Here is a 26,272-nt window from a genome sequence, read left to right on the forward strand (position 1 = left end):
TTTTGATGAAAGTCTCGTTATTTATTACTTGTTTATCAGATGTGTTTTTTCCTGAAGTAGGTAAAAGTGTTGTAGAAATTATGAAGCAATGTGGAGTGGAGCTAGATTTCCCTGAAGGACAGACTTGTTGCGGACAACCAGCTTACAATAGTGGATATCAAGAAGATGCAAAACTAGCAGCAAAGCAAATGATCAAAGCATTTGAACATAGTGAATATATTGTGACGCCTTCAGGTTCTTGTGCCAGCATGGTTCATCATTATTATAAAGAGATGTTTAAAGGTGATAGTGAATGGTATGAAAAAGCGGTTCATTTAGCGGATAGAACGTATGAGTTGACGGACTTTTTAGTGAATGTACTTGGGAAAAATGATTGGAAATCTAAGTTGGTTGAGAAAGCTGTTTTCCATCAATCTTGTCATATGAGTCGGGCGCTCGGGATCAAAGAGGAACCACTGAAGTTATTATCGCAAGTAGAAGGTCTAGACATAAAAGAATTACCATATTGCCAAGATTGCTGCGGGTTTGGTGGTACTTTTGCAGTGAAAATGAGCTCGATTTCTGAAACGATGGTTAATGAAAAAATAAAACATATTGAGGCGACAGAAGCAAATCTCTTAATTGGAGCAGATATGGGATGTCTTATGAATATTGGGGGAAGATTGCGCAGAAAAAATAAAAACATTCAAGTGTTACATATAGCAGAAGTACTGGCGAAGGGGCTGAATAAATGAGTGTGGCGGGGGAACAAGTTTTTTTGAAAAGAGTAGATAAAGCGTTGCACGATCCGCAGATGAGAAGCGCAGTTCCGTTTACACAAGATAGGCTTCGGATGGGACGGGAACAAGCTACACAGGAATTAGGGAATATGGAAGAATGGCGCGAGGCAGCATCTGAAATTCGGATGCATACAATTGAAAATTTAGATAGTTATTTGGAACAATTAGCTACTAATGTTCGAAAAAATGGAGGGCATGTGCATTTCGCTTTCAAAGCGGAAGATGCCGTATCGTATGTTTCTGAAATCGCAAGAAAAAAAGGAGCGAAATCAGTGATTAAGTCAAAGTCCATGGTTTCAGAAGAAATACACCTTAATAAAAGCTTAGAAGAGATAGGGGTGAAAGTAGTAGAGTCCGATCTTGGTGAGTATATTATTCAACTAGCTGGAGAAACTCCATCCCATTTAATCGCCCCGGCCATTCATAAAACGAAGGAACAAGTAGCAAAGCTTTTTTCTAAGGAAGCAGGAAGAGAGATACCAGTTGATACGAATCAATTACTACAATTTGCTAGGGAGCGATTGCGGAAAGGTTTTTTAGAAGCTGATATTGGTATTTCTGGTTGTAACTTTGCGGTAGCGGAATCTGGATCCGTTGTTCTTATAAGTAATGAAGGAAATGCTCGCCTTACTACGACATTGCCCAAAGTCCATATTGCGATTATGGGGATGGAACGCCTTGTTCCGACATGGAAAGATCTTGATGTAGTCGTTTCAATGTTAACAAGAAGTGCTACAGGCCAAAAGATTACATCTTATGTAACTGGAATTAACGGGGCGCGTTTACATGAAGATATGGATGGACCTGAAGAATTTCATTTAATCATTTTAGATAATGGTCGTTCTAATATGTTAGGAACTGCTTATGAAGAAGTATTAAAGTGTATAAGATGCGGAGCTTGTGTAAATGTTTGTCCTGTGTATCGTAATATTGGGGGGCATGCTTATGGAAGTGTTTATAGTGGGCCAATTGGAGCAGTACTTGCGCCTTTATTAGAAGGATATGAAGAGTTAAAAGAATTACCATTTGCATCAAGTTTGTGCGGAGCGTGTACAGATGTTTGCCCTGTGAAAATCCCATTACATGACCTTCTTATTGAGCATCGTAAAGATATTGTGGAACAAGGGTTTATAACGAAATTTGAACAACTGGCTTTTAAAGGTTTCACGTTTATGGCGAGCCATCCGTTCGTTTATGAGAAAACTATTAAAATGGCACACACAGGTTTATCGATCTTTGCAAAAGATGGATATATTGCGAATGGTCCCGGCCCATTAAAAGGGTGGACAGAAAGTAGAGATTTTCCAAAACCTGCCAAACAATCGTTCCGTGATTGGTGGAAAAAAGAAAAGAGGGATTCATAATATGAATACGGATGTACAACAATCTTTTTTAAACAATATCGCACGTAAATTAAATCGAGAACGTCGCTCGGGAGTTACTCCTCCCAGGTGGAAAAACAATCCACTTAGCCACTTTTCTAATGAGATAGATCACGAAAGTTTAATAGAGCAGTTTATTGCAAACTTGCATATGTTACATACAGAAGTAAGTCATATACACCGTTCAGAAATAGGGAGTGCACTTCAGTATGTTGTACATAAATTTAATGTTCAATCTGCGGTGTATTGGGATGATGATAGATTACACCAGCTTGGAATAGGAAAGTGTTTAACAGGAAATTTCGTTTCTCATCGAATTTGGCAAAGGAAAGAAGGTGAAAGAGAACTACGGGATTATGCAGCTCAAGTGGATATGGGAATTACATATGCCGAAATGGGACTCGCTGAGACGGGAACGGTTGTTTTATGGAATGGTGGTGGACGCGGACGTTTAGTTAGCGTTTTGCCAGCAGTTTATGTAGCAATTCTCTCAGAACATACAATTTATAGACGTTTAACAGAAGGAGTAACTAGAATTCATGAACAGGTTTCGAATGGTTTACCTGCCTGTATTAATTTTATCACTGGGCCTAGCCGGACAGGTGATATTGAGATGGAATTAGCTTTTGGAGTTCATGGCCCCGGTAAGGTCCATGTCATTCTATTAAAGGATTAGAAAGAAAAACAAAAGAATGCGGGGGGGAGTGGGAATTTTGATGAAGAATAAATTTCGTTATTATGTCTTTACAATGCTCACGTTTATTACGATGGTAAATTATATTGATCGAGGAGCCATCGCTTATGCGCAGTCTTTCATTATAAAGGAATATGGCTTTGACCCGAAGGAGTGGGGAGCTATATTAGGGTATTTTGGTTACGGTTACATGATCGGTTCTTTATTAGGAGGTATTTTTTCAGATAAAAAAGGGCCGAAATTTGTATGGATCGTAGCAGCAACGGCTTGGTCTATTTTTGAAATTGCGACCGCTTTTGCTGGAGAAATAGGGATCGCTGTTTTTGGAGGGTCTGCTTTAATAGGATTTGCTATTTTCCGCGTTTTATTTGGATTAACAGAAGGGCCATCTTTTGCGGTTTCGAATAAGACAGCAGCAAACTGGGCAGCTCCAAAAGAAAGAGCTTTTCTAACATCCCTTGGTTTTGTTGGCGTTCCGTTAGGGGCAGTATTAACAGCACCTGTAGCTGTTCTATTGCTATCTTTCACTAGTTGGAAAATCATGTTTTTTATCCTCGGTACAATAGGGATTGTATGGGCGATTATTTGGTACTTTACTTTTACGAATATGCCTGAGGATCATCCACGAGTGACAAAAGAAGAACTAGCTGAAATACGAAGTACGGAAGGTGTGCTTCAATCAGTAAAAGTAGAGAAAGAAATTCCAAAAGAGCCATGGTACTCCTTTTTTAAAGTTCCGACATTCGTTATGGTTACGATAGCATATTTTTGTTTCCAATATATCAATTTTTTAATATTAACTTGGACACCAAAATACTTGCAAGATGTATTCCATTTTCAATTATCTTCCCTTTGGTATCTTGGGATGATTCCTTGGCTCGGAGCTTGCATCACATTGCCGCTAGGGGCGAAGCTATCTGATCGTATTTTACGTAAAACAGGAAACCTTCGTTTAGCTCGAACCGGGTTACCGATTATTGCTTTATTACTGACAGCAATTTGTTTTATCTTCATTCCAGCGATGAATAATTACGTAGCTGTATTAGCGCTTATGTCGCTTGGAAATGCGTTTGCTTTTTTACCGAGTTCATTATTTTGGGCAATTATTGTCGATACCGCTCCTGCTTACTCAGGAACATATAGTGGAATTATGCATTTCATCGCTAATATCGCGACAATCTTAGCCCCGACTTTAACTGGATACTTAGTTGTAAGTTATGGCTATCCTTCTATGTTTATCGTAGCTGCCATTTTGGCCGCTATTGCAATGGGAGCAATGCTGTTTGTGAAACCAGGGCATCAAACGAAGACGGAAAGCTTATTTAACTGGAGAGGTAAGAAGCGGTTAGAGGAACCTCGTGCTAATTTTGAATGAGTCAAGTAAGGTGAAAAAATGAGTTGTATGCATTTGAATTGAATCCGAATAGTGGTATATGCAAATTCAGGAGTTTTTTTGTTTGATGACAAAAGTTCATTATTAGGAAGAAATAAAGTGGAAAATGAAATGACCAATTAAACAAAATCAACTGCCCGTAAAAGCCGGTTGGTCCTACTAATAATCAGTGGGAGGTGTTCCTATTCACTTTTCAGCGTAAATAGCATATGAAATCAAAACTTTACTTGTAGTACATAATAAATACAGTTGTTACCCTTTTTAAATTTCATGTAGATATAGAATAAAGTTGATGTATCATCCTATATGAAAATAAAAATAAACTACTGTTCGATTTGAATATTCCACGATATAATGGTGAGAGTTTATATCTGAAGAAATATTTGCATAAGAAGTGAGGTACTATATGAAAAAAAGAACGACAGACATTATTTTTATTATTATTGGTGCATTCCTTTTTGCTTTAGGTGTCAATTTATTTGTTATTCCGAATGAGTTTGGTGAGGGTGGGGTAACAGGTATCACAATTATTACGTACTATTTATTTGAATGGTCACCGGGCTTAGTTAACTTAATTTTAAATGCCATTTTGTTAATAGTCGGTTATAAATTTTTAAATAAGATCACAACAATTTATACGATTATCGCTGTAGTTACGAACTCGCTATTTCTCCATTTAACAGAAGGATGGACGATTGCTTCTGATGAAATGCTCGTAAATGCGATTTTCGGTGGAATATTTATCGGGTGCGGGATTGGTCTTATCATTCGCGTTGGTGGAACGACAGCAGGTACTACCATCTTAGCACGGATGACGCATAAATATTTAGGATGGAGCATTAGCTATGGTCTACTGTTCTTCGATTTAATCGTTGCGTTTTCATCTTATTTCATCATTGGTGCAGAAAAACTGATGCTGACAATTGTTATGTTATATGTAGGAACGAAAGTAATGGAATTTGTAATTGAAGGGTTAAATCCGAAAAAGGCCATTACGATTATTTCTGATAAACCAGATGAAATTGCCGGGAAGGTGACTTCTTTAATGGGTAGAGGGGTTACTGTGTATTCAGGTCATGGTTATTACACGAAAACGCCCAAGGACATTCTTTATGTTGTTATTAATAAGCAAGAAGTAGTGAAGCTAAAGAGGATTGTTCAAACTACGGATCCGGCTGCATTCATCGCTATACACGATGTTCGTGATGTATTCGGGGAAGGATTTGTTGATATTTCGAAGGCTTAAAAATTGTTTTTAATTAAAATAATCTTAATACTAAAACGTAAGAATCTATTTTGAATCATCTGTTTTCAAAATAGATTCTTTTTTAATTAAACGCCATTTACTTTCAGTTCAACCTTTGACGTTCTAAAGAAAAAGGCCGATAAAGCGCTCCAGCCTGTTCTTTAATTTTGAAATGTGAGAGTTGAATTACAATGGATTATATGTGATTTTTTAATCTACTCCCCATGAGTTCCGCCATTTGTTTTGCATCTGGATTTCCTTCATCGTACAATTTATCAATAATGTTAATATAATCCTTCTCATTTCGATTTTGACCTAATTTATATGCAGCCTGGATGTTTTCCACTTTAATTTTAAATCCAACTATACCTTTCAGTTCATTTTCTAACAGAGTAGGGGAAAGTTTATTCCATAATACTGGATTTTCACGATGCTCCTCATATTTTTTTAACATTTTTGTTAATTCATCTACTAATTCCTCTTTATCTAAAATACTCGCTTTACCATATATATGGACGGCTTGATAATTCCATGTTGGCACTTCTTCATTTTCATACCAAGAAGAAGAGATGTAAGAGTGAGGTCCCTGAAATATTACAAGGACATCTTCACAAGTTTCAAATGTTCTCCACTGGGGGTTCCCATAAGCCATATGTCCAGTAATAAAATAATCATCACCTTTTTTAGTTAATCCAAAGGGCAAATGAGTTGCGATTGGTTTTTCTTTTTCTGTTGTGACAATTGTTCCAAAAGAGTTTTTTTGAACAAAATCCCAAATTTCATCAACATTTGTGACTTTAAAATACTTTGGAATATACATAATAGCCCACCTCTCAAAAAAGTTATATGAGTGTTTTGATCATGATAAGGTCAACTTGTTCGTCATCGCCCATATAAAAGGAGTGAGAGCCAGCTTGTACAAAACCTAATTTTTTATAAAAAGCAATAGCATTTTCATTTTTCTCCCATACACCTAACCAAATGTTCTTTTTATTATGTTCTATTGCAATTTCAATAGCATTATTTAGTAGATATTTACCAAGACCATGTTTTTGAAAGGAGCTCTTTATATAAATTCTCTCTACTTCAAGTGATTCATTGCCCATTTCTTCAGACTGAGCATCATCAATATTGACCTTTAAATATCCAGCAATTTCATCGTTAAAGTAGACAAAAAAGAATTGAGAAGAGATATTGGATAGTTCTTTTTCTAATTGCTTTAAGTTAAATGCCTTTTCCAAATAATGATGCATATTTTCGGGTGAATTTTGATGTTTAAAAGTTTCATTAAATGTTTCATAACTAATTTCTTGAAGTTTGTGTATATCTTTAAGGGTGCACTTTTCTATATGTGTAGTCATATTAATAGTTCGCTCCTTTATATAATCAATAATCTCTCTTATTTCCCTTTTTTACAAATTCCCAATCTTTTTCTATATTTTTTCTGACTCTTTGAAGAAGGTTAGAAATAGTTTCCGCTTCTGTTTCCGAAAATCCCTCTAATGCAACAGTATTGGAATAATCATTTTCTCTCTTAATAAAAGGATAAACATTTTTTCCTTTTTCTGTCGGGAAAAGTTTTTTAATTTTTTTGTTAGATTCATCTTCTTTCTTTTCGATAAATCCATTAATTTCAAGCTTTTTGATAGCCCGGGCTGCAGTTGTACGATCTACTTTTATCATCTCAGATAGCTTTTCTTGAATGATTCCTGGGTTTTCACATATTCGAACAAGGTACAAATACTGACCTTTTGTAAGCTCATATTCTTTAAATTCTATATTACTAATAGAATCTAATGCCCTTGCAATCATGCCAATCTCACGAAGAATTTCTTTCATAATGAACTCCTTAGCTTTTATTTTTATTGCAAATGCAACAATTTGAAGTTACATTTAATATAAAATATTTTTGTTGTAAATGCAATAAAAATGACAATGAAGAGGTTGATTAAAATGAAGTATGTTTTTTATGTATTAGGAATTTTAATATTAACCCTTGGTATTTCTTTCACAATACAATCAGATTTTGGTACTTCACCTTTTGATGCACTTTTAGTAGGACTTTCTTTAAATGTAGGGCTTACTGTGGGAAGTTGGGAAATAATAATAGCTTTATTATTAATATGTTGTAATTCAATATTAAAAAGACAAAGACCAGAGGTACTAGGGTTGTTAACAGCATTCATAACGGGCATTGGTATTGATGTGTGGCTATTTTTATTACGTAATTTAATTACATCAGAAATATGGTACAGTAAAATGATTTATTTTGGAATTGGCTTAGTTATTACAGGATTAGGAACTGCGATATATTTACAAACAAATTTTGCTCCCATTCCAATTGACCGATTAACTTTAATCATACAAGAATTAACGAGAACGAATATCTTTATATCAAGAACATTTATTTACCTTATGTTCTTGATAATGGCAACGATTTTACATGGACCAATTGGTATTGGAACTATATTAACCGTTTGTTTAGGTGGGCTATTACTGAATTTCTTTATGCCACTTACTAAAAAAGTATTAGATCACTTATTCGTACACCAGAGTACATCACCAAGTTATAAGAAAAATAAAGCAGCTGACCACAATGATAACAAGAGTATCTTCTAAGGAATCCTTTTCTTTTTCTTGCAAAAAATCCAATTGTTTCTTAATGTAGTGATGTAGAAGGATGAACAAGAGAGGGTTTAATGAAGATGATACATATTTTATTAGCTGATGACGATAAACATATTAGAGAGTTGTTACATTACCATTTACAAAAAGAGGGGTTTAAAGTTTTTGAAGCAGAAGATGGAAAGGTAGCGCAAGACGTATTAGAGAAGGAAAATATTCATCTTGCGATCGTAGACATTATGATGCCGTTCGTTGATGGCTATACGTTATGTGAAGAAATTCGTAAGTATCATGATATTCCGGTTATTTTATTAACGGCGAAAGATCAGTTAGTCGATAAAGAAAAAGGCTTTATCTCTGGTACAGATGATTATATTGTGAAACCATTTGAGCCAGCTGAAGTTATTTTCCGTATGAAAGCTTTATTGCGCCGTTATCAAATGCTGAGCGCTGACATAATTACACTCCATGGAACAACAATTGATCGTAAAGGTGTTGAAGTAAAGTGTAACGGGCAGACGATTTTGCTTCCATTAAAGGAATTTGAATTATTATCACAATTAGCTAGTTATCCTGGGAGAACATTTTCAAGAGAAGAGTTAATTGAGCTAGTATGGGGAATGGATTTTGAAGGGGATGAACGAACGGTTGACGTTCATGTGAAAAGGCTCCGAGATCGTTTCTCAAAACGAACGGATGATTTTCAAATTACAACAGTGCGCGGACTCGGTTATAAGTTGGAGCTGAAATAAGATGAAATCACTATATTCTAGATTTGTATTTATGACAGTCGGTATTATGCTACTTAGTAGTATTATCGGCTTTTTATTGACGAACGTATATTATCAAGTGAAGTTAAAACCGTATAACAGCGAAAAGATTTTAAAGTATGCTGAGGAAGTTAAATCGTTATATGAAAAGCAAAGTGAAGAAAATCAAGAGGCGTATTTACATTCTATTGCGAAGTTAGGATATGAGATTTATATTGTCGATGATCAAAAGAATGGAAAGCGTATTGGTAATGCGTTTCGTAAGACGTCTATTAGTGATGATACCGTTCATAAAGTACTGCAAGGGGAAACGTTTAATGGCGTTTCTACATATCCGACTCGTCTCTTTATTACAGGTTTTTTCGATAATGAATTAATAAATAGTGTCGGTGTACCGCTAAAGCACGGTGATAAACAGTACGCATTATTTATTCGTCCTGATATTCAAAACCAATTTGGCGAGATGCGAATTTTCTTAGCGGTATTACTTGGGTTTATCGTACTATTAAGCATTATCTTTATAGCGATTGCAGCAGGTTACATCGTTCGTCCGATTCGTAAATTTACGAAGGCTACGCAAAAAATTGCGAGTGGTGAATATGAAATCGAATTAGATGTAAAACGAAAAGATGAAATAGGAACGTTATCTACAAGCTTCCAAAAGATGACGAAAAGTATAAAAGAATTAGATGAAATGAGACAAGAATTTGTTTCGAACGTTTCACATGAATTCCAGTCGCCGCTTTCTTCTATACAAGGTTTTTCAAAAACATTGCAAACAGAAAAAATGAGTGAAGAAGAAAGAAATCATTACTTACAAATTATTGAGGGCGAAAGTAAGCGAATGTCTAGTTTATGTAAACAGTTACTTACACTAGCTTCATTAGATAAAGAAGAGAAAGTGTTACAAATAAAAGAATTCAATTTACAGAAGCAAATTAAAGACGTCATTTTTATGCTTGAATGGAAATGGCGTGAAAAAGATATCGCTGTTGAATTTGATGTGCCGGATATCACTATAAAAGGTGATGAAAACTTACTTCATCAAGTATGGAGTAACATTTTCACGAATAGCATTAAGTTTTCAAATGATGGTGGGACTATTGAGTTTTTCGTCGAAGAGTTAGAGTCTAGCGTTATAATCTCTATATCCGATAACGGAATCGGCATGGAAAAAGAAGAAATGGATCGTATTTTTGATCGCTTCTACAAAGTAGATACAGCAAGAGCAAGAAATGTAGAAGGCAGCGGTTTAGGGTTATCGATTGTGCAGAAGATTGTTGAACTGCATAAAGGAACTGTTTCGGTTTATAGCACGAAAGGGGAAGGGACGACTGTTCGGGTGGAGCTTCCGAAATAGAGGGAAGAGGCTGTTTGGAAACGGCCTCTTCTTTTTGTCGTTTTTTGTCGGTAAATCGATATAATCGAAAAATCGCTGATATAATTTGAGTTGCGCCGATATATTGTGAAAATCGCCGATATAATTCGAGTTGCGCTGATATATTTGAAAAATCGCCGATATAAATTTCACGTACCCTAACTCCTATTATAAAGCCGCACCTTTCCCACGTTCTTCCTTAAACCGAACCCCAAAAGTATCCGCTGTAATCTCATCAGCTTTCGGCAATGCCCGTAATTTCGGATGAAGTAGCCATACGAGAGAAATAAATAAAATCCCGATGCTAGCGAGCGCGAAAATGAGTTGGCTACTAAATACATTTGCAGCATATCCGCCAATTAAAGAACCGATCGGCATAGCAATTGTGCTCATACTTCGCATGACTGAATTGATGCGGCCAATATATTGATTTGGAATTACAATTTGGCTAATTGTCGCAAATAATATGTTGGTTGCACCAATTGGAATCCAAGCTAGGCCGAATAAGAAAATAGATAGCCATTGAAACGGTACAACCGTAGAGAGGAACCAAAAGGTAGCGCCAGTCGCAAAGCCAATAATAGAGACACGGCCAACATTACGTTTACCAACCCATGAACTGAATAATGCACCGATGAGACTACCTGCTGATATAGCAGCTAAGAAGAAGCCATATGATTTCACGCCTCCTAAAGAATCAGCGAAAGAAGGGAGTATCGCCATCGTCATACCGATAGAAAAATTGGCAACAACTGAACCGATTAAGAAGACGCTCATTAAGGAACGAAAGACGATTGAAAAGCCTTCTTTTAAATCAGAGAAATATTGTTTAGTTGAAAGTGATGTGCCCGTATCGGTTTGCTGTGGCATTTTCAATGAAAAGAACAAAAGAGCTGTAATTGCAAATGTTAAGGAGTCAACCAAATATAAAGTAATGGCGCCAAATAGTGCTACTAATATGCCGGAAAGCGTCGTGCAAATTAAATCAATGCCTTGATACGCAAATGAGAAGAGTGAGTTTCCTTTTAATAATTGTGTTTTATGCAGTAGAAGTGGTAAAGCTTTTGATTGTGCGGGATAGGCAAATTGTTCGATAAAAGCTACGATTGGCATAATGATGAGTAGTAATTGGACGGTTAGTAGGTCGAAGTAGTGTGTAATAGGAATGATTAATATAAGAATGCATTGCAGTACTTGTGTGATGACGAGAGTGTTTTTTATTGCCCATCTATCAACGAATGGGCCGGTAAGGAATTGTAATGCAGAAGGTAGTAACGTAAGGAAACCAGCCAATCCAGAATAAAAAGGATTACCACTCAGCTTATATACGAGCCACATTGCTGCTACGTAATATAAGCTATCTCCTATGTTAGTAAAAATTCTTCCTAAAAATAACAATAGGAAATTCCGGTTTTTTAATATGTCCACTTTATCTACTCCTTTATAAGAAATTTATTCGGTAAAATAAATTTGACCGTTTATGTAAAAAAAATCGTATTACGATTTTTCTTCTTCTTTAATAAATTGCTGCATTGTTCTCTCTGCGATTTGAAGTGCAGTGGTAGAAATGTAATAAGATTTACTATTTGGATCTTTATCCGCGTCTTTTGCGATTTCATTTAATTCAGCCATCAATTGATGAAATTTTTTCACCCACACTTGAAATTGTTCTGGCGTAGCATCAAACTCCCAGCAGGATGAAACGTAATTCCACTTAGCTGGATCTTCACTTGCATTTTGTAATGTAAAAGCTTCTTCTGGTGCAGCGAGAATTTGGCTTTTCGTTCTTTCTATCATTTGTAAAAAGATTTGGCGACCTGATTCGCTTACTATTTCTAAATGAGGTAATAGATCTGCGGCAGGGGTGAAGCCTTTAGCGACAGATTGATAAAACTTTTGAACAATCCCATTCTTTTCTTCTGTATAAACGATCTCTATAAGCCCATTCTTTTCTAATTCTTTTAAATGATAATGAATTTTCGCCCTTGAAATGCCGAATTTCTCAGATAGTAATTGTCCAGTATAAGGACGTTCGCATAGACGTATCATCATTTCGGCACGTAATGGATCGCTTAATGCTTTTAGTTGGCTATAAGTAGTTAGTGTTAATACGGGCTTCAACATGATCAACTCCTTGAATTAAATTACTCGGTCAATATTATTTGACTGAATTGTATCAAGGATTCTATTTATTTTCAATACTTTCTGAAAATTAAATCTTACTCTCTGTAATCTTCTGTTCATATTCCGTTCATATTTCTTTTTTATGATAAGTGCATAGAAAGAAAGAGGAAGGAGCGAGCGAAATGTTTTTAGCTCTGCGTGAATTGAAACAATCAAAATTAAGATACGGATTAATCGGACTTATCATGGTTTTATTATCATTTTTAGTCCTAGTTATTTCAGGATTAGCAAATGGATTATCATATGATAATGCTTCATCGATTCAAAATATGGAGGCAAATAAGTTCGTTTTAGCAGATGATGCGGAAAATAAATTACTTCGTTCACAAATTAAGAAAGATGATGTAGATAACGTAGTAAATCAAGTAGGCGAGAAAGAGGCCGTTCCGTTTCGTGTGAAAGTTTCAACGTATGAAAAGAAAGATAGTTCAAAAAAGGTTGATATCGCTATTTTCTCAAGTGAACGCGATACATTTTTAGAACCGAATATTGTAAAAGGTGAGGAATTAGGTACAGCAAATAACGAAATGGTTGCTGACGAATCAATTAAAGAAAAAGGAATCGATATTGGGGATACAATTATTGATCCTGTTTCAAAGAAAGAATTTAAAATCGTCGGATTTACGAAAGATCAAATGTTTAGCCATACACCAGTCGTTTATGTAAATGAAGACGTATGGGGCGCTATTTCGCAACCAAATCAAAAAGATTATAGTGCAATTGCACTTAACACAGATAAAGAGATTAAAAATGCACACGTAATTGACAAAAAAGAAGTATTGCAAAGTATTCCAGGATTTAAAGAAGAGCAAGGAACATTAACGATGATTATTGCATTCTTACTAGTTATCGCTGCGTTACTAATCGGTGTATTCTTCTACGTTATTACACTGCAAAAAACACAGCAATTAGGTGTATTAAAAGCAATCGGTACGAAGAATTCGTATTTAGCAAATAGCTTAGTCGTGCAGGCGTTATTCTTATCAGTCGTTGCGATGGTAATCAGTATCGTTCTTGTACAAGGATTAGAACAAATTTTACCAGCAGGTATGCCGTTCTTATTAACAACACCGATGATTGCACAATATGCAGCAATCTTTATCTTAATTAGTATTTTAGGAACACTTATTTCGTTATACCAAGTATTAAAAGTTGATGCGCTAGAGGCAATTGGAGGCGGGATGTAATGACTTCATTATTAAAATTAGACAAAGTAAGTAAAGTGTACGGAGAAGGGAATACGGAAGTAACAGCCCTTCATCCGATATCACTTGATGTGAAAGCTGGAGAATTTATCGGAATCGTCGGTCCTTCTGGATCAGGAAAAAGTACGTTATTATCAATCGCGGGTGCACTATTATCACCGTCAAAAGGGGATATTTATATTCGTGAGCAAAATATTACACAGTTATCAGAAAAGGAAATGACAGATATTCGTTTGAAAAAAATCGGTTTCATCTTCCAGTTTGCAAACCTTGTTCCATATTTAAATGTGAAGGAACAGTTACTTTACATTGCTAAGCTGAAAAAAGAAAGCAAACAAGAATCAGAAAAGCGTGCGGATCATTTATTAGCGGCATTTGGATTAGGAGAAAGAAAAAATCATTATCCAAATCAACTATCTGGTGGGGAAAAACAAAGGGTAGCAATTGCTCGTGCGTTCATGAACAACCCAGATTTAATATTAGCGGATGAGCCAACGGCAAGTTTAGACTCAAAACGCGCACGTGAAGTTGTTGAAATGATGAAACGTGAAGTGAAAGAGAGCCAAAAAGCAGCAATTATGATTACACATGATGAAAGAATGCTTGATGTATGTGATCGTATATTGACGCTTCGAGATGGACAATTAATATAAAGAAAAAGGCCAACCGTACATGCGGTTGGCCTTTGTATAATTATTTCTAATAAGTATAATGGCTTTATTTTGAGAATAATGTTTTAATTTTATTTCGAGTTACTAATAAAATTCCGCCTAATACAGATAACATACCTAAAGCCATATTATTTGATTGCTCACTACCAGCGTTAGGGAGTTCTCTAGCATTATTGTTTGCATTTGTAGTACTAGTCTTTGTTTCTGTTTGTTTCGATTGAGATACTTCGTTGATCTTGTTATCTACATTTTGCTTCGTTGTATGTATCTCAGCTAATTTGTCATCAATTTTTTTCTCAGTATGTTTAAAGTCATTGATTTTAATATCTAAGTCTTGTTTTTTCTTTGATAAATCGTCTGAAACAGTTTGTTTCGCTTGTTTCATTTCGTTAATTTTATTGATTAAATCTTGTCTAGCTTCTTGTAATGCAGCTAGTTTGTTTTTCACATCTTGTTTAGCTAGTTCTAAGTTAGCGGAAAGGCTATCTAAATTACCTTTAATTTTCTTAAGTTCCTCTAACGTGTTACCAGTATTCGGTTTGTTTTCTTTTAGCTCAGCAAGTTTGTCCTCAGCAGTTTGTTTTGCTTTCTTTAACTCAGCTAATTTTTCATCGACTTGTTTTTTAACTTCCTTAAGTTCATTAACCTTTTGATCGATGTTCTCTTTATGCTGCTTAATTTCATTCACTTTTTCATCGACAGTTTGTTTATGTTCTTTAATCTCATTTACTTTGTTATCGATATTTTGCTTATGTTCTTTCACTTCAGCAACTTTATCTTCTACTTGCTTTTTATGCTCTTTAATTTCAGCGATTTTATCTTCAGCGATTTGTTTGTCTTGCTGAAGTTTTGCATCGAACTCTTCTTTACGTTGTTTTATTTCGTTAATTTTTTCATCAGCAACTTGTTTACGCTCATGTAGTTCATTAACTTTCGTATCAACATTTTCCTTAACTTGGTTAAGTTCATTCAATGTTTGATCCACGTTTTCTTTGTGCTGCTGCAATTTCGCATCGAACTCTTGTTTATGTTGCTTAATTTCAGCTAATCGATCTCCCGTACTTTGCTGAGAAGTAGCATCAGTTACTTCCGCATGAGCAGAGTTTGCGCCAGCAATCATTGCTAAAGCTAGTGTAGACGCAGCGATTGTTTGTTTTGTTTTCATATTTTGTACCTCTTTTCTTTCATATGCATGAACTGTTTTGTGTAAAAATGAGCATATAGAAGTAGATTATCTTATCATTATATACTATGTTAGGCGCTTAGAGGAAGGATTTGCATAATAATCTATCATTATGTAATTCTTATAGTCTCTTATTTTGGAGTAGGGGACAAAACTTTAGCTAGATGAACAATTTCTTCAATAGTAAAGCTTACATCTTTACTATTGCGAATAACAAACAAATAATCAGCCTCGTTTTCTACAGGATCTACGACATCTTCGTGAAGTGATTCAGCTTGTTGTTGATCAAGTACTTCTTTGAAACTAGCATATCCACCTCTAAAAATATTCGTATTTCGCGTGCTTCGAGCCACTCTTTCGTAAAGTACATCATCTGGAATGTCAAAATGAACGAGTATGCGTACATATTCATTTTGTGGAAATAATTCGTTTAGTAAATATAACCTTCCGTTTTTACTGCGATTGGAGTTACTAATAATAAGGTGTAAATTTGTATGTCCTTTCGCATAATCAACAATGAATTTAGAAAGACCGTGCTTAAATGTATTAGGGCCTTCAGCCGGCTGTAATTTTTCGTAATGCGTGTTAATAAATTCAGCTTGGTTATCTTGATCCATAACGAAAGAGTGGGGTAACTCTTTTTCTAAAGCTTTTGCGAATGTAGTTTTACCGCTGTGTGTTTTTCCTACCGTAATAATGACGAATCGTTTCATATTGGCCTCCATGTGTGTTGTTATAGTCTGGAATATTCAATGTAGATTGAATATTTTCCTGCCAGAGAATATACAAAGTGCTGAAGTGATAGTAGGCTGGAAACTTGACAAAAAAACTTATTTATGCTATAATTTACCAATATAAAAATAAAGTGTATAATAGGGTTCTCCTGGCCGGGGGGACCCTATTTTTTTGTGAAAATGAAGGAGAGTGTATGTGCGTGAAACAAGGTGAAGCAAGTGTAACGTCGTTAGTATCAGCTTTCGGAAGGGCGTATCACAGTGAATTTGATCGTCCTAAAATCTTTGATGATTATGTAGCTAAAGATTTTATTTCAAAAAAAGAACGTAACGAAATTGAAATGAACATGGTTCAAGGAATACATTTTTTCAATACAGACATTGCAAAGCAGTTTCAAGATAATCCGAAAGAAATATTAAAATGGATTACGCAAGTTCAATTATCACCAACACCTTTAGCACGTGCGGCATATTGTGAAAGAGTATTACTACATGAGATTACGCTGGGAGTGAAACAATACGTTATACTCGGTGCGGGATTAGATACATTCAGTTTTAGACACCGAGAATTAGAGAGTAATATAGAAATATTTGAAGTGGATCATCCTTCTACACAAGGGTTTAAGAAGGAGAGAATAAAAGAAGCAGAACTTGAAGTTCCAAATAATCTTCATTTTATTTCGATGGATTTCACGAAAGGATTTTCCTATGAGCAGTTACAGAATGAAGGATTTGAAAATAAAAAAACGTTCTTTAGCCTTTTAGGTGTGTCGTATTATTTAACAAAAGGGGAGCTTTCTAGTTTAATAGAATGTTTATTCGAGATGGTTCCAGAAGGGAGCTCTATCGTTTTTGATTATCCAGATGAAAACTTATTTACGGAAAAAGGGTTGTCCAATCGAGTGGAAAATATGGTGAAAATGGCTGCAGTAGGCGGAGAACCGATGAAATCATGTTTTTCTTATGCCGAAATGGAAGCACTGTTAGAGAAGATGGGCTTACTCATTTATGAACATTTATCGCCAGAGGATATTCATACATTATATTTTGAAGGACGAAACGATTATTTAGAAGCTTTTGAGACGGTGCATTATGTGCATGCGGTGAAGAAGTAGGAATTAGTAGGCATGGGGAGGAATCTCTGTGTCTTTTTTTAAACAAAAGAGAAAATAGAAGATGTTTAAATGAGATGTATATACGTTCCATATGTTTATATTTGCTGCTCAATAAACGATCCTCTCACGTAAGTTCATACCACATATTCACTTTTATTTACAAAAAATACTATTAATTATTTTCGGATAATTGTTATAATATAATTAAATTGATATAAAAGTGTTTTTCTAAAGTATGTATTTGAAGAATTCTCATGCAAAAAGAGCCAGTTCTCAAGTAGAGAACTGGCTCTTTTTTGAAGAGAAGTAGGATTAGATGTACATAATGGTATGGCAGAATTTTACAATAAAATCTGTATTTATCTACAACAGTAGTTATATATGACGGAATTTTAAAATTTATAAAAAGATTAAGAGGCGATAGAAAATGAAAAGATATATTAGTATAAAAGGAATTGGCACATATCTTCCAAAACGAAAAGTAGATTCTCTTGAAATAGATCGTATGTTAGACGTACCAGAAGGCTGGACATTAAAAAAAGCTGGAGTAAAAACACGATACTTTGTTGATGGGGAAACGTCTTCTTATATGGGGGCTGAGGCTGCAAAAAAAGCTGTAGAAGATGCGAAGTTAACATGGGATGATATCGATTGTATTATTTGCGGAAGCGGAACGATTCAACAGGCGATTCCTTCTACTGCATCACTTATTCAAGAACAGCTCGGGCTACAGCATTCTGGTATTCCATGTTTTGATATCAATTCAACATGTCTAAGTTTCATAACAGCACTTGATACAATTTCATACGCAATTGAATGCGGGAGATACAAAAATGTTGTTATTATTTCTTCTGAAATTTCTTCTGTTGGATTAAATTGGGGACAAAATGAAAGCAGTATTTTATTCGGTGACGGTGCGGCAGCTGTTGTCATAACAAAAGGCGATCATTCATCTTCTATTATTGCTTCTCATATGGAAACATATAGCTCTGGTGCGCATTTATCAGAAATTCGTGGCGGTGGAACGATGATTCATCCTAGGGAGTATAGTGAGGAACGAAAAGAAGACTTCTTGTTCGATATGAATGGAAGAGCCATTTTTAAACTATCTTCTAAGCATTTAATGAAGTTTATCGACAAGCTCCTTATGGATACTGGTTATTCTCTAGCCGATATTGATTTAATTGTTCCTCACCAAGCAAGTGGACCAGCTATGAGACTCATTCGTAAAAAATTAGGGGTAGATGAAGGACGCTTTATGACTATTTTTGAAGACTACGGCAATATGATTTCCGCATCTATTCCAGTCGCTCTTTTCGAAGCGATTAAGCAAAAGAAAGTGCAACGTGGAAATAAAATATTATTATTAGGTACTTCTGCGGGACTTTCTATCGGGGGCATCCTTCTTGAATACTAAGAAAACAGTATTACTTACAGGAGCACGTGCACCAGCAACTTTGCATTTATGCAGACTGTTTCATAACGCTGGACATACCGTTATTATTGCAGATAGTATTCCTTATCCGTTAAGTAAAGTTTCAAAGAGTACGGATTACTTTTATGAAATCCCATCTCCAAAGTGGAAAACAAATGAAAGTATCCGTGCGCTACTATCCATTATTCAACGTCACAATGTAGATTTGCTTATTCCGACGTGTGAAGAAGTATTTTATATATCTAAATATAAAGGGGAATTAAGTGCATTTTGTCATGTATTAGTAGATGATTTTCAAAAACTTTTATTACTGCATAATAAGTGGGAATTTATTCAGTTCGTAGAAAATTTAGGGTGGCAAGTACCTGCAACATATAGAATAAATAATGAAGAAGCGATAAGGTCAATGATGCACAAAACACCAGCTCATACTCCTTTTGTATTAAAGCCGATTTACTCCCGGTTTTCTGATAAAGTGGAATTTATGATAAAAGAGGCTGCTCTAAAAGAAAGCATGATACGTAAGCCGAATTATATTATGCAAGAGTTTATACAAGGAACGCAGCATTGTTCCTACAGTATTGCACAATCTGGGGAAGTGTTGGCTCACTCTACGTATAAAACGGAATTCACGGCAGGCTTAGGTGCTACCATTGCGTTTCAGCATATGAATCATTCTAAAATTGATCAGTTTGTTACGCATATTGTAAAAGAGTTAAATTTCTCAGGACAAATTGCCTTTGATTTTATCGTTACAGAGAATGGAGATGCGATTCCAATTGAATGTAATCCACGTAGTACAAGTGGATTACATTTATTCGATGAGGAAATATTGCCCGCGTTTTTTAATGAAAAAGTAAACAATTCATTCGTTCCAAAACAAAATTCGGAGTGTGCAATTCGGTTAGCGATGCTTCTATATGGATTTCCTTATTTAAAAAGTAAAGAAAAACGTAAACGATGGTTAAAAGTTCTATGCTCTTATCCAGATATCGTTTATCGTCACAATGATTGGAAACCATTTTTTTATCAGTTTTTTAGCATGTATAAATTATGGCGTGAAAGTTATAAACATGAACGGACTATTTTAGAGCAAACAACATATGACATATCGTGGGATGGTGAAGATTTATGAAAATGCTAGTAACTGGTGGAACGGGCTTTCTAGGACAAAAACTCGCCTTTCGACTGAAAAATATGGGCTATGAAGTAACGGCAACGGGAAGAAATAAAACAATCGGTAAGGTATTAGAACAAAATGGGATCGAGTTTGTTCATTGTCCTCTTGAAGACAGGGAGCGTGTGGTACAAGTTTGTAAAGATAAAGATTATATTTTTCATAGTGGCGCACTTTCTTCCCCTTGGGGCAAATATGAAGATTTTTATAATGCGAATGTGTTAGGAACGAAACATATTATCGAGGGAAGTCAAAAGTATGGTATAAAACGCCTTATCCACGTATCAACGCCAAGTATTTATTTTTATTATGATGAGCGACAAAATGTAGTAGAAAATGCGAAACTTCCTGATACGTTTGTAAATCATTATGCAACAACGAAGTACATAGCTGAACAAGCGATTGATCAAGCTTTCGTACATGGTTTACCAGTTATCACAATACGCCCGCGTGCTTTATTCGGACCAGGGGATAACGCAATTCTTCCGCGTCTTATTAAAGTATGTGAAAAAGGGGCTTTACCGAGAATTGGTACAGAAAATGTTCTTGTTGATATTACGTATGTTGAGAATGTTGTAGATGCTTTACTTCTTTGTATGCATTCCCCAAAACATACATTAGGGCAAAAGTACAATATAACAAATGATGAACGTATCAATTTATATGAGGTCATAGAAAATGTAATGAAGCGCCTTGATAAGGAAGTACGATATAAAAAAATTTCCTACAAAACTGCTTTTACACTAGCGGCTATATTAGAAGGAGTCTCAAAAACTATTTTATTCGGAAAAGAACCTATTCTTACAAAGTATACTGTTAGCGTCCTTTCAAAAAGCCAGACGTTAAGTATTGATAAAGCTAAAGAAGAACTAGGATATGCTCCAAAGGTCAGTATAGAAGAAGGAATTACAAAATTTGTAGACTGGTGGAAAATACAATGAAAATCAAATCTTTAAAGCTATATGATACAGGATATTGTACACATCCAGAAAAAATCGCATACTCCAAGGGCAGTTGGAAACAAATCTGTTTTCCAGCAACAGTAGGATTACTCCAGCATCCAGAATTAGGATATATTTTATTTGATACTGGATATGCAGGACACTTTAAAGAAGCGACAAAAAAATTCCCTTACTCTGTATATGCAAAACTGACGCCTGTTCATTTTACGGAAGAGCAATCTATTAAACAGCAACTTCTTCTTGATGGTATTCAGCCAGAAGAAATTAAATATATTATTCTTTCTCATTTTCATGGCGATCATACAGCGGGTTTACCCGATTTTCCAAAAGCGAAAATATTAACCTTCGCAAAAGCTTATGAGGATATTAAAAAGAGAAGTAAATTTGGTGCTCTATTAAAAGGGTGCCTAAAAGATACATTGCCAGTGGATTTAGAGCAGAGGATGACATTCATTGATCGAACTCCATCTCTTAACTTACCTTCTACATATGGAAAGTTTGAAGAGGGCTATGATGTATTTGATGATGGCTCATTATTTGCTGTTGACTTAACAGGACATGCAACTGGTCAATTTGGTATATTCGTCCATTTACAGAGTAATAAAATTGTTTTTCTTTGCGCAGACGCAGTGTGGCTAAGTAAAACGTATCAAAACCTTGTATTTCCTAGTAAGATTGCCAACCTTTTAACGAGCGACCCAAAGTCTTACCGGAAGAATATTGAGAAGTTACACCATTTATCACAAACATCATCTGAGATTGAAATTGTACCAACGCATTGTGAACATACATGGGATAAAATTAAAGCAGAGGTGTACTATGAATAAACTACGGATTCTCAAGCAATACTTGAAAACAAAATATGGCTTGAGATTTTCAAATCGCAAACAATTGGAACAGTTTCATAAACAACAAATAGAAAAACAACTTTTGTTCACGATAGAAGCGTCGCCTTTTTATCGCCAGTTATATAAGCCGTTTTTACATGAAATTCAAAAGGGAAATTTGTCTGCACTCCCCATTATTGATAAAGAAGTAATGATGGAACATTTTGATACATTAAATACAGTCCATATTTCAAAGGAAGAAGCGTTTCATATAGCATTTGAAGCAGAGAAGACCCGGAATTTCTCACCAACCATTCGTAATATAACTGTCGGTTTATCATCAGGCACTAGTGGAAATCGTGGGGTTTTTCTCGTTTCCGAGGAAGAACAAACGTTGTGGGCTGGCTCGATTATTGGAAAGGTGCTTCCTTCTAGCCTTCTACATAAACACACGATTGCTTTTTTCTTACGTGCAAATAGCAACTTATACGAAGCGACAAAAAATAAGCGAATCTCATTTCATTTTTTTGATTTACTAGATTCGTTTCAACAGCATATCACGCGATTAAATGAAGTAAAGCCATCTATTTTAATTGCACCTCCGTCTATGTTACGGAAAATTGCTTACTGGCAGCAAGAAGGACTGATTACAATTTGTCCTAAGAAAATTATCTCTGTAGCAGAAGTGCTTGAAGATATTGATAGAGACTTTATTTCTGCAACTTTCAAGCAGACAGTACACCAAGTTTACCAATGTACAGAAGGTTTTCTTGCTACCACCTGCAAGCATGGGACATTACACATGAATGAAGACCTCGTTCATATTGAAAAAGAATACTTAGATCAAGAGAAAGGGATATTTGTTCCCATAATTACTGATTTCATGAGGAAAACACAGCCGATTATACGATATCGTCTCAATGACATATTAATTGAGAAAAAGACGCCGTGCAGCTGTGGCTCACCTTTCTTAGCATTAGAACGTATTGATGGTCGATGTGACGATATATTTATTGGAATAAGTGAAGTGGATCATAGCGAAATATTTATTTTTCCAGATTTTATTAGAAGAGCAATTTTGTTTGCATCTAGTGACATCCAAGAATTTAAAGTAATACAACATAGCGTAGATAAAATTGAAATTAAACTTAAAGCACTACCTGAAAATCTCGAATTATGTCAATCAAAGGTAATGCAAGAATTACATACACTATGGTCTACGAAAAAGTGTGCGATACCGCATGTTTTCTTTTCGCATTACGATATTCAAGTATATGATAAAAAATTAAAAAGAATAGAAAGTTTTGTAAGGCGTGGTGAACATAAATGATTCAGTTACATGATGATCATTCCTTGCATAGCATTGATTGGGAATCCAAAAAAGATGGAGCGTATGTACGAGATAGTTTCTTGCCTCTTTTTCAACAGGGCGTTACAGCATTTATTGAAAATGTGAACACGCAACTCTTTCTATTAGAAATTGATGATCTCATCTTACCAGTCACTCTTAATAACGCAGAGTTCGAAAATTCATATGTATGTTCTCCTTATACACATTACATATCTTATGCGTTAGAAGAGCTATGGGAGTTGAAAAAACCATGGCTTGAGAAGCTACTAACCTATCCGATTCATTTTATGGGAAATTGGCTAAGACGAACGAATATTAATAAAGTCATTGTCGTAAATAATTGGATGCTTTCAACAAATCTGTATCACTCTATCAACGAACAACAAATCGAACAAATAACGAAAGTATTAGTTGAGAAATTTCCAGAGCATACCATTCTATTTCGCTCTTTAAATAACAAATTATATCCCGCAACGACAGAAGCATTATCTACAGTCGGTTACAATAAAATTATGTCTCGTTCTATATACTTATTTGATCCGAAACACTATAAAAAAATGAATCGAAAAAAACGAAAAGATTTACTAAATGATAAAAGTTTATTAGAGAAAAGCAATTATGAAATTATTACGAATGAGGAATTAACAAAAGATGATATTTTACAAATTTCTCAGCTATACAACCAACTATATATTGAAAAATATTCTGCCCATAACCCAATGTTTACACCCGCTTATTTATGGAATGCTCTTCAGCATCGTTTATTTGAGATAAAGGCCATAAAAAAAGGGGACACAATTGATGGTGTCATTGCTTATTTTATTAGGGATGGAGTTATGACAACGCCGATCCTTGGTTATCATACAAACACTGACCAGCAACAAGGTTTATACCGTATACTGTCCCTCCTTATTACAATGGATTCTATTGAAAAAGATTTAATTTGTCATTGTAGTGCTGGGGCTGGAGAGTTCAAACGAAATCGTGGTGCAACACAGCAAATTGAATACAGTTATGTATATAACGCTCATTTACCACCTAGCCAACAAAAGGTATGGAAAGTATTAATGTGGATATTAAATACATATATAGAACCGATGGCAAAAAAACATCGCTTTTAAGCAAAAAAGGATAAGATTCGTAAATTGTAGGAGTTATAAGTGTTTCATCTTGTTCTGTTAGTTGATTGAACAAAATGTTTTTTTAGTAGGCTACATAAAATAATCAATCTTTTTCATAAAAACTTAGGGAGGCCAGAAGAACCCCAAACATTTTACTCAAAATGTTTGGGGTTCTTCTTTTTATAAAATAAATATTTGTAGTGTGGAATATATCGAATTGCTTAACCGAACTAGTATTTTAGGGACATTAACTGAAACCATAAATATAACCTCATGTCTATCTTGTTGATGAATTTCATTGTCCTCGGATAAAAAATCAGTAAACCCTTAAATTAAAAGTAATAAAAAACAACGTATGAAACGAAAAGATTTAACATCAAAATTTACATGTATGTAATGTTAAAGGCTAGAAAGCTAGATTGGCGTGAATCACTAATTGTGGAGTGCAAAAAACAACAAAATCTTTTAAAAAACACTTAATTTTTTACTCCATCTATCTTTACAATCCCTCCTTATAATGTGAATTGGACAAGCACCTAAGAGAAAGCAGAATATGTCAGTTTGTACATTCTATTATTAGGGGGAGAATTTGTATGAAAAAGACAGTTGCTTCGTTAGTGGTTATGACGGTATTATTACCGACATTTTCAGCACATGCGGAAGGGAAAGAGCAAGTTCGAAAATCAGCTACAACTTTTAACGTTATTAGTGATATTCAAGGGGATTTAGGAGACTTTGATCACGTATTAAAAGATATGAACAAAGTGACGCCACTTTCTAGAGCGCTTATTATGAATGGGGATATAACGCCAACTGGACAACAGTCCCAATATGATGATGTGAAGCGAGTATTAAACAAAAATAAGCATCCAGAGAATGTATGGTCAACTGTTGGGAATCATGAGTTTTATGCTGGTAAATGGACAGCTGATGGGAAGCTATCTCAAAGTACATGGCCAAATGGTGTAACGGAGGAAACGCTATTTAACCGCTATTTACAATTTAGCGGACAAGAAAAGGTATATCATAAAAAAGAATTAGACGGTTATCCGCTTTTATTTTTAGGAACTGAAAAATATATGAAATACCACGATTCAAAAATGTGGGACGAAGTATATATGAGTGATGAGCAACTAGGTTGGTTAAAACAAAATTTAGAAGAGTACAGCCAAAAAGATAAAAACAAGCCGATTTTCATTTTTTCTCATCACGTTTTACCCGATACGGTGTCTGGATCAAGACAATCACCGTACTTACAAGATTATTTAAATGTCGATAAGTTGTATGATATATTAAAAGACTATCCACAAGTTGTTTTCTTTACGAGTCACACGCACTGGGATTTAAACTTGCCAGACTGGGCTGGTAAAAAGAAAATTGCAGGCGGAGATAAAAAAGGATTTACAGTTGTAAATACAGGTGGTATTGAAACGGGCTGGATGTCGGCTGGACCAAATGGAGGAGAGAAGACTGCTCCTGATGGTTATTCATTCAAACAAGGGTTGCAAGTGAAAGCATATGGTAGCGATGTAATGGTGACAGCTTACGATTACAAACGTGATAAGGAAATAAAGAAATTATTAATTAGTGATTCGAAAATTGCACAAATGGCACCAAATGTAACGGCAGATGATAGTAAAAACGTAATCGTCGGTGCAACGGAGTATATGGAGTATAATGTAGAAGGAACGGACGAGTGGCTGACGTATAATCCAGGAAATCCTCCAAAATTTGATGGGAACAAGATTGTATACGTACGACATAAAGGCGAAATGAATTTAGAACCAGGATTAACGCAGCTTCTTCGATTTTCGGAAAATAAGTGATTGGAGAGGACCCACTTTCTAATGAGTGGGTCTTTTTGTGTTGTCGATTTTTGTCGGTAAGTCGATATATTTGAAAAATCGCCGATATAAATTAAGAATCGCTGATATATTGGTTCCGTCAAGAAGTCTGTGTAATTTGATAAGGCCCAATACATTGGTTTATCCAGTATGAATTTATAATGATTTGGTATGTGAAAAGTGAAGCTAGCTTCAC

At 35.2% G+C, this 26,272-nt stretch carries 25 protein-coding genes; 18 read left to right on the plus strand and 7 right to left on the minus strand.

Annotated features, from left to right (window positions below; all coding sequences use genetic code 11):
- Nucleotides 1-5 precede the first annotated feature (5 nt).
- The 5 genes from ACTFSI_RS18415 to ACTFSI_RS18435 all read left to right on the plus strand — a co-directional run bounded on the left by ACTFSI_RS18415 (nt 6) and on the right by ACTFSI_RS18435 (nt 5,494).
- Nucleotides 6-734, plus strand: coding sequence for a (Fe-S)-binding protein (locus ACTFSI_RS18415; RefSeq protein ID WP_138321606.1), 729 nt, complete (start codon nt 6-8; stop codon nt 732-734).
- Complete coding sequence (locus tag ACTFSI_RS18420) at nt 731-2,143, plus strand: LutB/LldF family L-lactate oxidation iron-sulfur protein (protein WP_138321608.1); 1,413 nt, start codon at nt 731-733, stop codon at nt 2,141-2,143. The genes ACTFSI_RS18415 and ACTFSI_RS18420 overlap by 4 nt, the downstream gene beginning before the upstream one ends.
- Nucleotide 2,144: 1 nt before the next feature.
- Entirely contained in the window at nt 2,145-2,837 is a 693-nt protein-coding gene (locus ACTFSI_RS18425; RefSeq protein ID WP_138321610.1) for a LutC/YkgG family protein, read from the plus strand.
- A gap of 40 nt (nt 2,838-2,877) precedes the next feature.
- Entirely contained in the window at nt 2,878-4,230 is a 1,353-nt protein-coding gene (locus ACTFSI_RS18430) for an MFS transporter (protein WP_197225611.1), read from the plus strand.
- Between the two features lie 424 nt (nt 4,231-4,654).
- Entirely contained in the window at nt 4,655-5,494 is an 840-nt protein-coding gene (locus tag ACTFSI_RS18435) for a YitT family protein (protein ID WP_113712609.1), read from the plus strand.
- A 196-nt stretch (nt 5,495-5,690) separates the two neighbouring features.
- Here the strand turns inward: ACTFSI_RS18435 and ACTFSI_RS18440 are convergent, their stop codons facing one another.
- The 3 genes from ACTFSI_RS18440 to ACTFSI_RS18450 are packed head-to-tail and all read right to left on the minus strand — an operon-like array spanning nt 5,691 to nt 7,333.
- Nucleotides 5,691-6,314: an FMN-binding negative transcriptional regulator gene (locus ACTFSI_RS18440; RefSeq protein WP_138321614.1), complete on the minus strand. Its 624-nt coding sequence runs from the start codon at nt 6,312-6,314 to the stop codon at nt 5,691-5,693.
- A 22-nt stretch (nt 6,315-6,336) separates the two neighbouring features.
- The gene (locus ACTFSI_RS18445; protein WP_070806500.1) at nt 6,337-6,855 is read right to left on the minus strand and encodes a GNAT family N-acetyltransferase; all 519 of its coding nucleotides are present in this window, start codon (nt 6,853-6,855) and stop codon (nt 6,337-6,339) included.
- Between the two features lie 25 nt (nt 6,856-6,880).
- Nucleotides 6,881-7,333, minus strand: coding sequence for a MarR family winged helix-turn-helix transcriptional regulator (locus tag ACTFSI_RS18450; protein WP_000658984.1), 453 nt, complete (start codon nt 7,331-7,333; stop codon nt 6,881-6,883).
- A 114-nt stretch (nt 7,334-7,447) separates the two neighbouring features.
- Here ACTFSI_RS18450 and ACTFSI_RS18455 point away from each other — a divergent pair, with 114 nt between their 5' ends.
- From ACTFSI_RS18455 to ACTFSI_RS18465, 3 genes are all read left to right on the plus strand, one after another.
- Nucleotides 7,448-8,113 (plus strand): YczE/YyaS/YitT family protein, encoded by a 666-nt coding sequence (locus tag ACTFSI_RS18455; protein WP_138321616.1) that lies wholly within the window; start codon nt 7,448-7,450, stop codon nt 8,111-8,113.
- An 80-nt stretch (nt 8,114-8,193) separates the two neighbouring features.
- A complete protein-coding gene (locus ACTFSI_RS18460) occupies nt 8,194-8,871 on the plus strand; it encodes a response regulator transcription factor (RefSeq protein WP_000781961.1) in 678 nt (225 codons plus the stop codon).
- Nucleotide 8,872: 1 nt separating this feature from the next.
- Nucleotides 8,873-10,249 carry a sensor histidine kinase gene (locus ACTFSI_RS18465; protein WP_044793122.1) on the plus strand — a complete coding sequence of 459 codons (1,377 nt, stop codon included), beginning with the start codon at nt 8,873-8,875 and terminating at the stop codon, nt 10,247-10,249.
- 186 nt (nt 10,250-10,435) lie between these two features.
- On the opposite strand, the gene ACTFSI_RS18470 is transcribed toward ACTFSI_RS18465, so the two are convergent.
- Nucleotides 10,436-11,695: an MFS transporter gene (locus ACTFSI_RS18470; protein ID WP_138321618.1), complete on the minus strand. Its 1,260-nt coding sequence runs from the start codon at nt 11,693-11,695 to the stop codon at nt 10,436-10,438.
- A gap of 69 nt (nt 11,696-11,764) precedes the next feature.
- The gene (locus ACTFSI_RS18475; RefSeq protein WP_138322597.1) at nt 11,765-12,388 is read right to left on the minus strand and encodes an ArsR/SmtB family transcription factor; all 624 of its coding nucleotides are present in this window, start codon (nt 12,386-12,388) and stop codon (nt 11,765-11,767) included.
- 185 nt (nt 12,389-12,573) lie between these two features.
- On the opposite strand from ACTFSI_RS18475, the gene ACTFSI_RS18480 reads away from it, so the two are divergent.
- Together ACTFSI_RS18480 and ACTFSI_RS18485 are read left to right on the plus strand one after the other, a co-directional pair.
- Nucleotides 12,574-13,638: an ABC transporter permease gene (locus ACTFSI_RS18480; protein WP_044793120.1), complete on the plus strand. Its 1,065-nt coding sequence runs from the start codon at nt 12,574-12,576 to the stop codon at nt 13,636-13,638.
- Nucleotides 13,638-14,309 (plus strand): ABC transporter ATP-binding protein, encoded by a 672-nt coding sequence (locus ACTFSI_RS18485; RefSeq protein WP_000202597.1) that lies wholly within the window; start codon nt 13,638-13,640, stop codon nt 14,307-14,309. The genes ACTFSI_RS18480 and ACTFSI_RS18485 overlap by 1 nt, the downstream gene beginning before the upstream one ends.
- 64 nt (nt 14,310-14,373) lie before the next feature.
- Here the strand turns inward: ACTFSI_RS18485 and ACTFSI_RS18490 are convergent, their stop codons facing one another.
- Together ACTFSI_RS18490 and ACTFSI_RS18495 are read right to left on the minus strand one after the other, a co-directional pair.
- The gene (locus ACTFSI_RS18490) at nt 14,374-15,492 is read right to left on the minus strand and encodes an LPXTG cell wall anchor domain-containing protein (protein ID WP_044793118.1); all 1,119 of its coding nucleotides are present in this window, start codon (nt 15,490-15,492) and stop codon (nt 14,374-14,376) included.
- Between the two features lie 149 nt (nt 15,493-15,641).
- Nucleotides 15,642-16,223 carry an ATP-binding protein gene (locus ACTFSI_RS18495; RefSeq protein ID WP_044793116.1) on the minus strand — a complete coding sequence of 194 codons (582 nt, stop codon included), beginning with the start codon at nt 16,221-16,223 and terminating at the stop codon, nt 15,642-15,644.
- Nucleotides 16,224-16,438: 215 nt separating this feature from the next.
- On the opposite strand from ACTFSI_RS18495, the gene ACTFSI_RS18500 reads away from it, so the two are divergent.
- The 8 genes from ACTFSI_RS18500 to ACTFSI_RS18535 all read left to right on the plus strand — a co-directional run bounded on the left by ACTFSI_RS18500 (nt 16,439) and on the right by ACTFSI_RS18535 (nt 26,058).
- A complete protein-coding gene (locus ACTFSI_RS18500; protein ID WP_138321620.1) occupies nt 16,439-17,359 on the plus strand; it encodes a class I SAM-dependent methyltransferase in 921 nt (306 codons plus the stop codon).
- A gap of 427 nt (nt 17,360-17,786) precedes the next feature.
- Nucleotides 17,787-18,776, plus strand: coding sequence for a beta-ketoacyl-ACP synthase III (locus tag ACTFSI_RS18505; protein WP_070806489.1), 990 nt, complete (start codon nt 17,787-17,789; stop codon nt 18,774-18,776).
- Entirely contained in the window at nt 18,766-19,929 is a 1,164-nt protein-coding gene (locus ACTFSI_RS18510; protein WP_070806488.1) for an ATP-grasp domain-containing protein, read from the plus strand. Before ACTFSI_RS18505 ends, ACTFSI_RS18510 begins: the two co-directional genes overlap by 11 nt.
- A complete protein-coding gene (locus ACTFSI_RS18515) occupies nt 19,926-20,912 on the plus strand; it encodes an NAD-dependent epimerase/dehydratase family protein (RefSeq protein WP_000783223.1) in 987 nt (328 codons plus the stop codon). Before ACTFSI_RS18510 ends, ACTFSI_RS18515 begins: the two co-directional genes overlap by 4 nt.
- Nucleotides 20,909-21,760, plus strand: coding sequence for an MBL fold metallo-hydrolase (locus ACTFSI_RS18520; protein ID WP_000695247.1), 852 nt, complete (start codon nt 20,909-20,911; stop codon nt 21,758-21,760). The genes ACTFSI_RS18515 and ACTFSI_RS18520 overlap by 4 nt, the downstream gene beginning before the upstream one ends.
- Nucleotides 21,753-23,090 carry a F390 synthetase-related protein gene (locus tag ACTFSI_RS18525; RefSeq protein ID WP_044793107.1) on the plus strand — a complete coding sequence of 446 codons (1,338 nt, stop codon included), beginning with the start codon at nt 21,753-21,755 and terminating at the stop codon, nt 23,088-23,090. Before ACTFSI_RS18520 ends, ACTFSI_RS18525 begins: the two co-directional genes overlap by 8 nt.
- Nucleotides 23,087-24,232 (plus strand): hypothetical protein, encoded by a 1,146-nt coding sequence (locus ACTFSI_RS18530; RefSeq protein ID WP_044793106.1) that lies wholly within the window; start codon nt 23,087-23,089, stop codon nt 24,230-24,232. Before ACTFSI_RS18525 ends, ACTFSI_RS18530 begins: the two co-directional genes overlap by 4 nt.
- 593 nt (nt 24,233-24,825) lie before the next feature.
- Entirely contained in the window at nt 24,826-26,058 is a 1,233-nt protein-coding gene (locus ACTFSI_RS18535; protein WP_070806486.1) for a DUF4073 domain-containing protein, read from the plus strand.
- Nucleotides 26,059-26,272: the final 214 nt, after the last annotated feature.

The organism is Bacillus cereus group sp. MYBK101-2 (genome assembly GCF_051918845.1).
Lineage (GTDB): Bacteria > Bacillota > Bacilli > Bacillales > Bacillaceae_G > Bacillus_A > Bacillus_A paranthracis.